General features: G+C 70.4%; 10 protein-coding genes. 1 reads left to right on the top strand and 9 read right to left on the bottom strand.

Going from position 1 to position 11,562, the window contains the following annotated elements; genetic code table 11:
* Positions 1-1,198, bottom strand: a 1,198-nt coding sequence (locus tag B7767_RS02500; RefSeq protein WP_085570647.1) for a helix-turn-helix domain-containing protein, incomplete at its 3' end; no start/stop codon positions are given.
* Positions 1,199-1,963: 765 nt separating this feature from the next.
* Between B7767_RS02500 and B7767_RS02495 the strand changes: the two genes are divergently transcribed.
* Entirely contained in the window at positions 1,964-2,491 is a 528-nt protein-coding gene (locus B7767_RS02495; protein ID WP_073931733.1) for a universal stress protein, read from the top strand.
* Between the two features lie 196 nt (positions 2,492-2,687).
* Here the strand turns inward: B7767_RS02495 and glmS are convergent, their stop codons facing one another.
* From glmS to B7767_RS02450, 8 genes are all read right to left on the bottom strand, one after another.
* Positions 2,688-4,505 (bottom strand): glutamine--fructose-6-phosphate transaminase (isomerizing), encoded by a 1,818-nt coding sequence (glmS, locus tag B7767_RS02485; RefSeq protein WP_085570645.1) that lies wholly within the window; start codon positions 4,503-4,505, stop codon positions 2,688-2,690.
* Positions 4,506-4,517: 12 nt separating this feature from the next.
* On the bottom strand, positions 4,518-4,775 hold the full coding sequence (locus B7767_RS02480; protein WP_030217181.1) for a hypothetical protein: 258 nt from the start codon (positions 4,773-4,775) through the stop codon (positions 4,518-4,520).
* A gap of 85 nt (positions 4,776-4,860) precedes the next feature.
* Positions 4,861-5,748 carry a DUF4429 domain-containing protein gene (locus tag B7767_RS02475; RefSeq protein ID WP_085570644.1) on the bottom strand — a complete coding sequence of 296 codons (888 nt, stop codon included), beginning with the start codon at positions 5,746-5,748 and terminating at the stop codon, positions 4,861-4,863.
* 128 nt (positions 5,749-5,876) lie between these two features.
* A complete protein-coding gene (locus B7767_RS02470) occupies positions 5,877-7,649 on the bottom strand; it encodes an IucA/IucC family siderophore biosynthesis protein (protein WP_085570643.1) in 1,773 nt (590 codons plus the stop codon).
* Positions 7,646-8,194, bottom strand: a complete 549-nt coding sequence (locus tag B7767_RS02465; protein ID WP_085570642.1) for a GNAT family N-acetyltransferase — start codon at positions 8,192-8,194, stop codon at positions 7,646-7,648. Before B7767_RS02465 ends, B7767_RS02470 begins: the two co-directional genes overlap by 4 nt.
* Complete coding sequence (locus B7767_RS02460) at positions 8,191-9,483, bottom strand: lysine N(6)-hydroxylase/L-ornithine N(5)-oxygenase family protein (protein ID WP_085570641.1); 1,293 nt, start codon at positions 9,481-9,483, stop codon at positions 8,191-8,193. The genes B7767_RS02465 and B7767_RS02460 overlap by 4 nt, the downstream gene beginning before the upstream one ends.
* Positions 9,467-10,909 carry a lysine decarboxylase DesA gene (gene desA, locus B7767_RS02455; protein ID WP_085570640.1) on the bottom strand — a complete coding sequence of 481 codons (1,443 nt, stop codon included), beginning with the start codon at positions 10,907-10,909 and terminating at the stop codon, positions 9,467-9,469. Before desA ends, B7767_RS02460 begins: the two co-directional genes overlap by 17 nt.
* 157 nt (positions 10,910-11,066) lie before the next feature.
* Positions 11,067-11,562 (bottom strand): siderophore-interacting protein (locus B7767_RS02450; RefSeq protein WP_143652158.1); only part of this gene is annotated, 496 nt, incomplete at its 5' end.

Here is an 11,562-nt window from a genome sequence, read left to right as displayed (position 1 = left end):
CCGGGAGGGCCGAGGCCGTCAGGGACGGTCCCAGGGCGCCGGCCGCCGCCGTGCGGCGGGACTGGTGCGGGAGCGGGTTGTCCGGGTGCAGGGCGGGCGGCGCCTGGGGTACCGCGTGGCCCTGCTGGCCCGGTGGGAGGGTCCCCGCGGTGCCCTCGGTGTCCTGGTTCCGGTCGGTCTGCGGGCGCCGCGCGCGGTACGCGGCCCGGTAGGCGGCCGGGGACGAGCCCAGCTGGCGCCGGAAGTGGCCGCGCAGCGCGACCGGTGAGCGGAAGCCGCAGCGGCCGGCGACCTCGTCCACCGAGTAGTCCGACGTCTCCAGCAGGCGCTGTGCCTGGAGCACCCGCTGGGTGATCAGCCACTGCAGCGGCGCGCTGCCGGTCAGCGAGCGGAACCGGCGGTCGAACGTACGACGGCTCATGTACGCGCGTGCCGCCAGCGTCTCCACGTCGAACTGTTCGTGGAGGTGCTCCAGCGCCCAGGCGACGACCTCGGCGAGCGGGTCGGCGCCGATCTCCTCGGGTAAAGACCTGTCCAGGTAGCGCTCCTGACCCCCGCTGCGGCGCGGCGGCACCACCAGGCGGCGGGCCAGCGCGCCGGCCGCCTCGTTGCCGTGATCGGTGCGCACGATGTGCAGGCACAGGTCGATTCCGGCCGCGGTGCCCGCGGACGTCAGCACGTCGCCGTCGTCCACGAAGAGTTCCCGCGGATCGACGTGCACCGACGGATAGCGTTTCGCCAGCGTCGGCGCGTACATCCAGTGTGTGGTCGCGGGGCGGCCGTCCAGCAGGCCCGCCGCCGCGAGGACGAAGGCGCCGGTGCACAGCCCGACGATGCGGGCGCCCTCCTCGTGGGCCCGGCGCAGTGCGTCCAGGGCCTCCTCCGGCGGTGGCGAGGTGATCGAACGCCAGGCCGGCACCACGACGGTGCCCGCCCGGGATATCGCCTCCAGGCCATGCGGTGCGGTGAGTTCCAGGCCTCCCGTCGTCCGCAGGGGGCCCTCTTCGCCCCCGCACACGAGCAGGCGGTAGCGCGGTACGCCGGCGTCCTGGCGGTCAACCCCGAACACCGACAGCGGTATGGAACTCTCGAAGATGGGGCCGCCGCTGAACAGCAGCACCGCGACGATCTCCTTGCGGCGGCGGCCGGAGAGTTTCCGGGCCGCCGTTTCCGGCGTGGCAGTGGAGTCGTGGCTCATACTGCTAAGCCCCCCTCGGTGGTCGCGGCTCCTCGGTTGTGTCGCTCCTGCACGTTTCCCCTCGGTCCTGCACGAGTCCCCCGCCGTAAGACATCAAGATCGAATCTACTGCGTCCCGTCGCGCGCCGGTGGCCGGTTCGCCACCCGGTGCATTGTCGACTTGGCAACTTGGCGTGAAGCATTCGATCACGAAGCGTTGCACTCGTGGGCCGTGTGGGGAAGTGCGCCTTGTCGCAGTGGCCAATCCACGTAGGGTGCGCAGGGCCCGCCGACCCCTTTTCGTGCAGGTCGAACGGGGGTTGGGGGGTGGTTGGGGTGGAGGATGCACACCGGCCGGAAGTTGGCTGAAAAGATGCGGGCGGGAGCGCGGAAACCGGTCAGTTGACCGGTGTACCCCGGCCACCGTCCGTGCCGGCCCCGCAAAGGCTGCGGATCCTCCCGGGCGGCAGCCGCCACGGAGTGCTCCGTGGCGCGGTCCACGGGGCTTCACGCACGGCCGGGGGGCCGGCCACCGTGGGGCCGCGACGGCTCACTCCCACCGGTGAGTGAACCCCGTGCAAATCACCTGTACAGCACAGCAACCATTGCGTGACGGGCGGACCCTCGTGCATGCTCCGGGGAACCCGCCTGCCGGTATGCGCGGGATCTGGGCTTAGGAGGCGTGCCGCCGTACCCTTGGGGGTATGGGGTTGGGAAGATAATTCCCGGACACAGCTCCGCCGCACACTGTCGTCCCCCACAAAGGATCACAACCCCGAGACAGCCATGGCCGGTCACGAATTCTTCGAACCCGCGGACCGCAAGCGGCCGGTCGCCGATCCCACGGCGGCCGAACCCCTGGCGGCGGAGGAGCCACGCCATCCCTGCGACCCCGCGTTCCGGCACGGTGTGGTCGTCGGCTTCGACGGCTCCACCTCCAGCGAACGGGCCCTCGCCTACGCCATCGGCATGGCCCGGCGCTTCGGCTCGGGCCTGATCATCGTCCACGTCGCCAACCGGCTGCCCACGACCGTGTGGGCGGGCTGCGAGCCGCCGGTCTTCGTGGACGTCCCGGACCACCGCACGGAGGTGCTCGGACTCGAGCTGGCCTGTGCGGACTATCTGGCCGAGGTGCCGTGGATCCTCGTCGAGCGTGGTGGGGACATCTGCCACGAGCTCGAGGAGGTGGGGCGGGAGTATGCCGCCGATGCGATCGTCGTGGGTTCCACCCACGGGATCGTGGGGCGGCTCTTCGGGTCCGTTGCCGGGAGGTTGGCCAAGCGGGCGCAGCGGCCGGTCGTCGTCATTCCGTAAGTGGGTACGGACCCCCGGGCGGTGGGTGGCAACACGTGGGGGTCCGTCCTGTGATTCGGCCTGGGCAGGCGCGTGGGGGCTCGTCGCGCCCGTGCGGCGGGGCTGCGGGTCGATACGGCCCCGCGCCCCTGTGGGGCGCTGGTCGCGCCCGTGCGGCGGGGCCGCGGATCGATGCGGCCCCGCGCTTCCGGGGGTTCTACTCCACCGTCACCGACTTGGCGAGGTTCCTCGGCTTGTCGATGTCCCTGCCGAGGGCCAAGGCCGTGTGGTAGGCGAGGAGTTGGAGGGGGATGCCCATGAGGATGGGGTCGAGTTCGTCCTCGTTCTTGGGGACGAGGAGGGTGTGGTCGGCCTTCTCCTGGTCCTGGTGGGCGACCGCCACGATCTGGCCGCTGCGGGCCTTGATCTCCTCCATGGCCGCGCGGTTCTTCTCCAGCAGGTCGTCGTCCGGGACGATCGCGACCGTGGGGAGGGCCGGCTCGATCAGGGCCAGCGGGCCGTGCTTCAGCTCGGAGGCCGGGTACGCCTCGGCGTGGATGTAGGAGACCTCCTTGAGCTTCAGGGAGGCCTCACGGGCCACCGGGTAGCCCCGGACGCGGCCGATGAAGAGCATCGAGCGGGCCTCGGCGTACCGCAGGGCCAGCTTCTTGATCTCCTCCTCCTGCTTCATGATCTCGGCGATCTGGCCCGGGAGCCTGCGCAGGCCCTCGATGATCCGCTTGCCGTCGCGCACCGACAGGTCACGGGTGCGGCCCAGGTGCAGGGCGAGCAGGGCGAAGGCGACCGTGGTGTTGGTGAAGCACTTGGTGGACACCACGCAGACCTCGGGCCCGGCGTGCACGTAGACGCCGCCGTCCGCCTCGCGGGCGATCGCGGAGCCGACGACGTTGACCACGCCCAGCACCCGCGCGCCCTTGCGCTTCAGCTCCTGAACGGCCGCCAGCACGTCGTACGTCTCGCCGGACTGGGAGACCGCCACGTACAGGGTGTCGGGGTCCACGACCGCGTTGCGGTAGCGGAACTCGGAGGCCGGCTCGGCGTCGGCGGGGATCCGGGCCAGCTCCTCGATCATCTGCGCGCCGATCATGCCGGCGTGGTACGAGGTGCCGCAGCCGAGGATCTTCACCCGGCGGATCCGGCGCGCCTCGCGGGCGTCCAGGTTGAGGCCGCCCAGGTGCACGGTGGAGAAGCGGTCGTCGATCCGGCCGCGCAGCACGCGGTCCACGGCCTCGGCCTGCTCGTGGATCTCCTTGTGCATGTACGTGTCGTGGCCGCCCATGTCGTACGACGCCGCCTCCCACTCCACGGTGGTCGGCTCGGCGGTCGTACGGGTGCCCTCGGTGGTGTAGGTGCGGAAGTCGTCGGCCTTCAGCGTCGCCATCTCGCCGTCGTCCAGCGTCACGATCTGGCGGGTGTGGGCGACCAGCGCGGCGATGTCCGAGGCGACGAACATCTCCTTCTCGCCGATGCCGAGCACGACCGGCGAGCCGTTGCGGGCCACCACGATGCGGTCCGGGAAGTCGGCGTGCAGGACGGCGATGCCGTACGTGCCCTCGATGAGGCGCACGGTCTCGCGGACCTTGTCCTCCAGCTTCTCGGCCGTCGAGCGGGCGATGAGGTGGACGAGGACCTCGGTGTCCGTCTCGGAGAGGAACTCGACGCCGTCCGCCTCCAGCTTGCGGCGCAGGTCGGAGGCGTTGTCGATGATGCCGTTGTGGACGACGGCGACCTTGCCCTCGGCGTCCAGGTGCGGGTGGGCGTTCACGTCGGAGGGGGCGCCGTGGGTGGCCCAGCGGGTGTGGGCGATGCCGGTGGTGCCCTTGAAGCGCGCCGGGACCTTGGCTTCGAGGTCGCGCACCCGGCCCTTGGCCTTGACCATCTTCAGGCCGGACGCCTTCGGGGACGTGACGGCGATGCCCGCCGAGTCGTAGCCGCGGTACTCCAGGCGCTGCAGGCCCTCCAGCAGCAGGGGAGCGACCTCACGCCTGCCGATGTATCCGACGATTCCGCACATATGTGTATGTTCCTAGCCGTAGACGATGCGGCGCAGCTGCCGGAGCGAGAGCTCGGGCGGGGCCACCGCGCGGTATCTGAGGTCCGCCTCGATCCGTTCGAAGATCGTCGCGTTCACCAGACCCTGGGCCTGGAGCTCACGGTGGCGGCGACGGACGTACTCCTCGGTCGTCTCGTCGAAGTAGGCGAGCACGTCCTGGACCACGCGCAGCGCCTCGCCCCGGCTGAGGGGCGTGGACCGCGTCAGATGATCAACGAGTTCGTCGTGCACTCGATGATCCTGAGGTACCGGCCACGGTTTCGCAAGAAACCTGCCCGATTTCGGGCAGGACTCACAGGCGGGGCCCAGGATCGGCTCACATGCGCTTGAGGATCGCCTGTTTGGCGAGGGTGAACTCCTCGTCCGTCAGCACCCCGGACCGGTGCAGCTCGCCCAGCTCCCGCAGCCGGCGCAGCAGGGCGTCGTGGTCGTCCTCGGCCGGCGCGGGGGCGGTCGGGGACGGGAGCGCGGCCTCCGGCTCACGCGGGCGGTCGTCGGCGGGCGTGGCCGGATGCGGCAGACGGGCCTGGACGGCGGCGGCGACGAGCGCCATCAGCGGGTCCTTCTTGAAGCCCCACAGCTCCACCGAGTTCGGGTCGTACTTGGCGGGGGCCTTGGTGGGGGAGTGCCGCACGGAGAAGCGGAGGTGGCCGTTCTCCAGTCCGACCGCCGGCTGCCACTCCACGCCGGTCAGGTCCGCCACCGCGAGGGTGCGGGTGCCGGCGGCGGCCTTGGCGTCCTCCGTCTTCCAGTTCCACTCCAGCCGTATGCGCTCGCCGTCGAAGCCGACCGTGCCGTCCCCGGCGGAGACGGACAGCGGCACGGACGGGCCGGGCAGCAGGTACTCGGTGACCGGGCCGGAGGGGATCTGGTCCAGCAGCAGGGCGGTGCGGACCTCCTCCGTGAAGTACTCGGCGACGCCGTAGCGGTCGGAGTCGACGATCAGCTGGTAGGGATCGTGCGGTTCGGTGAGCCGGCCGCCGGTCGCGTGCAGCAGGGGGTCGGCGCCGTCGCGCAGCCGCAGCTTGAGCCGTCCCGACTTCTTGCCCTGTTCCAGGGAGATGCCGGCCAACGCCTGGAGCGGCACCACCAGTTCACCCAGGGTCCTGCGGAGCAGTCCGACGTTCTTGTCCCGGCCGGGGGTCAGCCGCAGGGCGTCCCCGTCGAAGGTCCAGGTGCCGTCCTTCTGGATGATTTCCGCCATGGGGGGATTGTTTCACCGGATCCGCGGCGCGGTGGGGGCCGTGTCACCGCGCGGTGACACGCCCCCGCGCCCCCAGGGGGACGAGCGCCCCGGAGGACCGTACTCCGGGGCGCCCGCCTGTCCATGGGTCAGAACCCCGCGATCGGGTTCCTCAGTGTGCCCACCAACTGCAGCGCGCCCGACGGGTCCGTGAGGTCGACCATCTGCTTGTTGTTCCGGAGCTGGAGGCGGTTGAGGCAGGAGAGGGCGAACTCGGGGGCGAACATGTCGTAGCGGGTGAACTTGTCGGCGAGTTCGGGGACCGACGTCTGGTACTCGCGGGTGATCTCCGCGACCGTGCCCCAGAAGACGTCCTCCGCCACGACGCCCTCCTCGGCGAGGTTCGCCGCGAGGAAGCGGAAGAAGCAGTCGAAGACGTCCGTGAAGACCGACAGGAGCTTCGTGTCGTCCGGGACCTCCACCCGGATGCGGGAGACCTCCGGCGGCAGCACCGCGTCCGGGTCCATCACCGCGATCTCCTCGGCGATGTCCTTGTAGACCGCCCGCCGCACCACCCCGTCCTCCAGCACGAGGATCACGTTCTCGCCGTGCGGCATGTACACCAGGTCGTAGGCGTAGAAGCTGTGCAGCAGCGGGACGTAGTACGCCCGCAGGTAGTGCCGCAGCCACTCGGCCGGGGCCAGCCCCGACCGCTCGATCAGCGCGCCCGCGAAGGACCTCCCCTCGTGGTCGACGTGGACCAGCGACGCCATGGTGGCGAGCGACTCGCCGTCCGCCAGGGACGGCACCGGGCTCTCCCGCCACAGCGCGGCCAGCATCTTGCGGTACGGCGAGTGGCGGTCCGTGGCCTGTTCGTACTCCAGGTGCCGGTAGCCCACGGCGGCCCGCTCGCGGATGATGGACAGCCCCGTGGCCCGCAGCACCGGGTCGTTGTCGATCAGCCGGGCCAGCCAGTCGTTGATCGCCGGGGTCGCCTCCATGTAGGCGGCGGACAGTCCGCGCATGAAGCCCATGTTGAGGACGGACAGGGCCGTCTTCACGTAGTGCTTCTCGGGGTGCGAGGTGTTGAAGAAGGTGCGGATGGACTGCTGGGCCAGGTACTCGTCGTCGCCCTCGCCCAGGCAGACCAGGTGCCCGCGCGCCACCTCGGCGGCGAAGGTGACGGACAGCTTGTTCCACCACTGCCAGGGGTGGACGGGGATGAGGAGGTAGTCGGCGGGGTCGAGGTCCCGCTCGCGCAGGACGGCGTGGAACCCCTCGACGGTCTCCCCGCCCAGCTCCTGCCGGATGAAGGACTCGTACTCGATGCCGACGCCGGCCGTGAACGCGGCGCGTGAGCGGTGCGCGGCCAGCCACACCAGCTTCACCGGGCTGGCGGTCTCCGGGGCGTACGACAGGTACTCGTGGACGCCGAAGCCGAGCCGCCCGTTGTTGGCGACGAAGCAGGGGTGGCCCTCGGTCATCCCGGTCTCGACGGCCTGGAAGCCGGCGTCGACCAGCTCGGCGACCGGGACCTGCGGCTTGGTGAGCTTGTAGCAGGTGCCGGAGAGGGTGGAGGAGATCTCCTCCAGGTACACCGGCAGGATCTCCTCGCTCAGCCCCAGCGACTTCTGCAGCTCGATGAAGAAGTCCAGTGCCTCGAGGTCGAGTTCGGCGTCGCCCCGGTGGCGGGTGATCGAGTCGGCGTCGATCACCCAGTGGTCCAGGGCGCGGAGGGTCGCCGTGAAGGCGTACCGGGTCAGGCCGTCGTCGCTGCGGACGACGTACCCGCCGTCACCGGTGGCCTCCGGTGCGACGAGCCGCTCGTGGGCGAACTCGGCGAGCGCCTTGCGGATCAGCAGGCGGTTGGCCCGCGCCCAGCGGTGGGGGGACAGGTGCGCCACGGCGTCGGACAGGGTCATACGGCTACTCCTCGGGCGGCCTCGAACTGCGCGCGCGTGCAGAAGCTCAGCAGCGCGCGCTTCTCCGGCTTGTCGATCTCACGCTCGGGCACGAAGCCCACGACCTCGTTCAGCGCGTGCACGGCCTTGTTGGTCACGTCCGGTTCGACCACGACCCGCCGGGTGTCCGGGTCGGCGAACAGCTCCTCCATCACGGCGGTGATGACGGCCCGGGTGAAGCCGTGGAGCGGCCGGTCGGTCGGCGCGACCAGGAAGTGCATGCCGACGTCGCCGGGCTCGGGGTCGTACAGCCCGACGAGTTCGACGTACCGGGGGTCGTACTTCTCCATCAGGAAGGCCGGTTCGCCGTCGTGCAGGCCCAGGTAGGCGTGGTGGTGCTCGTGGGCGGCGATGCGCATGTACTCGCGCTCGACGTCCTGGAGCCTGGCGTCCTGCATCATCCAGAACGCCGCCTTGGGGTCGGTGACCCAGCGGTGCAGCAGCTCGGCGTCCCTCAGCGGGTCCAGGGGGCGGACGGTGAACGTACCGATGCTCGTACTGCTCATACTGCGAACTCCTGGAACGCGATGGTCTTCTCGACGGGGTAGTACTCGGTGCCGAGCAGCTCGCGGATGATGGTCGCGTTCCGGTACGGGCCCATGCCCAGGTCGGGGCTGGTGACGCTGTGCGTGTGGACGCCGGCGTTCTGCAGGAAGATGCCGCGGCCGGTGACGTCGATGGCGTAGTCGCGGCTCACGTCGAAGCGGCCGTGCCCGTCGAAGCGGATCCGGTCGCGGACCGGGTCGAGGAAGGCCGGCGGCTCGTAGTGGTAGCCGGTGGCCAGCACCAGGCCCTCGGTGCGGATCTCGAAGTCCTTGTCCTGCTCGTCCTGGTGGAAGCCGAGCGTGTAACCGCCGTCCTCGTACCGGGCGGTGGTGAGCGAGGAGTTGGTGAGCAGCCGGGTGGCCACGCCGCGGTCGCCGCTCTCGACGTTCTTCTGGTACAGCAGGTCGAAGATCGCGTCGATCAGCTCCGAGTTGATGCCCTTGAACAGGCCCTTCTGCTGCTTCTCCAGCCGGTAGCGGGTCTCCTCGGGCAGCGCGCGGAAGTAGTCGATGTAGTCCGGGGACGTCATCTCCAGGGTCAGCTTGGTGTACTCCAGCGGGAAGAACCGCGGGGAGCGGGTGACCCAGTTGAGCCGGTAGCCGTGGACGTCGATCCCGGAGAGCAGCTCGTAGTAGATCTCGGCGGCGCTCTGCCCGCTGCCGACGACCGTGATGGACTCCTTCTCCAGCAGCTCCGCCTTGCGGTGCACGTACTGCGCGTTGTGGAAGAGGTCCCCGTCCAGTCCGCGGCAGGGCTCCGGGACGAACGGCACGGTCCCGGTGCCGAGCACCAGGTGCCGGGCGCGGTACGTCCCGCCGGCCGCCGTCGCCACGGTGTACAGTCCGTCGCCCTCGTCGTACGTCACCTCGGTGACCGTGGTGCCGAAGCGGATGCTGCTCAGCTTGCCGGCGGCCCAGCGGCAGTAGTCGTCGTACTCGACCCGCAGCGGGTAGAAGTTCTCCCGTATGTAGAACGAGTACAGCCGCCCCTTCTCCTTCAGGTAGTTGAGGAAGGAGTACGGGGACGTCGGGTCGGCCAGGGTGACCAGGTCCGACATGAACGGGGTCTGCAGGTGGGCGCCGTCGAGGAACATGCCGGCGTGCCAGACGAAGTCGGGCTTGGCCTCCAGGAAGACGCCGTTCAGCCCGTCGATGGGCTCGGTGAGGCAGGCGAGGCCGAGGTTGAAGGGGCCCAGACCGATGCCCACGAAGTCGTAGGTGGTTCCAGGGGTCTCAGGAAGCGCGGTCAAGGGACTCTCCCAGGTACTGCTCGGCGTGGCCGGCGATCAGATCGAGGACGGCGGAGATGTCGGACGTGGTGGTCTCGGGGTTCAGCAGGGTGAACTTCAGGTAGTGGCGTCCCGCCACCTTGGTGCCCGCGACCACCGCGTCACCGGAGGCGAACAGGGCCTTGCGGGCGTAGAGGTTGGCGCGGTCGATCTCGGCGGGGTCGGTGACGGCGGCCGGGACGAAGCGGAAGACCAGGGTGGACAGGCTCGGCTCCACCACGACGTCGAAGCGGGGGTCGGCGGCCAGCAGTCTCCAGCCCTCGGCGGCGAGGTCGCACACCTCGTCGAAGAGCTGTCCGATGCCGTCGGCGCCCATCACGCGCAGCGTCATCCACAGCTTCAGAGCGTCGAAGCGGCGGGTGGTCTGCAGGGACTTGTCCACCTGGTTGGGGATACGTTCCTGCACCGCGCGGCGCGGGTTGAGGTACTCCGCGTGGTAGGTGGCGTGCCGCAGCGTGGCCGCGTCGCGGACCAGCAGGGCCGACGAACTGACCGGCTGGAAGAAGGACTTGTGGTAGTCGACGGTGACGGAGTCGGCACGCTCGATGCCGTCGATGCGGTCCCGGTACTTCAGGGAGGCGAGCAGTCCACAGCCGTAGGCGGCGTCGACGTGCATCCACACGCCGTACTGCTCGCACAGCCCGGCGATCTCCGGCAGCGGGTCGATGGAGCCGAAGTCGGTGGTGCCGCCGGTGGCGACGACGGCCATGGGGACCAGGCCGTCCTCGGCGCAGCGCTCCAGCTCGCGGGCGAGGGCGACGGTCTGCATGCGCTTGTCGTGGTCGACGGGGACCGACACGACGGCGTCCGGGCCGAGGCCGAGCAGTTTCGCGGACTTCTTCACGCTGAAGTGGCTGACCTCGGAGGCGAAGACGCGCAGTTTCGCCAGGTCGTCGGTCTTGGCCTCCTCGCGGGCCAGCAGCAGGGCCTGGAGGTTGGACTGGGTGCCGCCGGAGGTGAACACGCCGTCGGCGGCCGGGCCGAGGCCGATGCGGCCCGCCGTCCAGTCGATGAGCTTCCGCTCGATGAGGGTGCCGCCGGCCGACTGGTCCCAGGTGTCCAGGGAGGAGTTGACGGCGGAGAGCACGGCCTCGCCGAGCACGGCCGGGATGACGACCGGGCAGTTGAGGTGGGCGAGGTAGCGGGGGTGGTGGAAGTAGACGGCGTCCCGGAGGTAGACGTCCTCCAGTTCGTCCAGCACGGCGGTGGTGTCGTGCAGCGGCCGGTCGAGGTCGATGCCGTCGATGCGGGGGGAGAGCGCGTCGACGGTGACGCCGGTGAACGGCCGTTCGGTGGTGGCGAGTTTGGCCGCCACCCGCTCGACTCCTTCGGTCACGGAGCGGCGGTAGTGCTCCGCGGTGGTGTCGTTGAGCAGGTGCGAGCGCATGTGGGGGTCCTCCGGTGGGGACGATCCGGGGCGGGGAAGGGGCCGGCAAGGTGTTACTTAGGTTAGCCTAACCTAAGTAACACGCCATGAGTGCGGCCGTGGCCGTGACCGTGATCACTCCTGCCTCAGGAGTGGTCGGCACCAACCGCGTTGCGCGCTACCCCTGTTCGCGCAACTGCTCCTCGGTCAGCCCGTGACGCCAGTAGCCCACGAACGTCACCCGTCCGCGGTCGATCCCCCGCTCGCCCACGAAGTGCCGCCGCAGTCGCCTCACACAGCCGGCCTCCCCGGCGATCCAGACGTACGGCCGCTCGGCGGGCGGGAGTTCGGCGGCGCGGATGCTGTCCAGGGCCATGGGGGAGCCCTGGTCGCGCGCGTCCTTGACGAACCACGTGATCTCGGCGTCGGCGCCGGTCGCCAGGTCCTGGACGTCCCCGGGGTGCGGCACCTCCAGCCAGACCCGGGCGGGGGTGCCGGCCGGGAGGGTCTCCAGGACGGCGGCGGTGGCGGGCAGCGCGGTCTCGTCGGCCCACAGGAGGACCAGGTCGGTGTCCTCGGGCGGGCGGAAGCGGATCGCGCGGTTGTCGGCGACCGCGGGGCCGAGCAGCAGCACCCGGTCGCCGGCGCCGGCGCGGGCGGCCCAGCGGGAGGCC

The organism is Streptomyces sp. 13-12-16, assembly GCF_002114215.1.
Classification (GTDB): domain Bacteria; phylum Actinomycetota; class Actinomycetes; order Streptomycetales; family Streptomycetaceae; genus Streptomyces.
The sequence above is the reverse complement of the archived record's forward strand: the minus strand, read 5'-3'. Positions and strand labels throughout refer to the sequence as shown.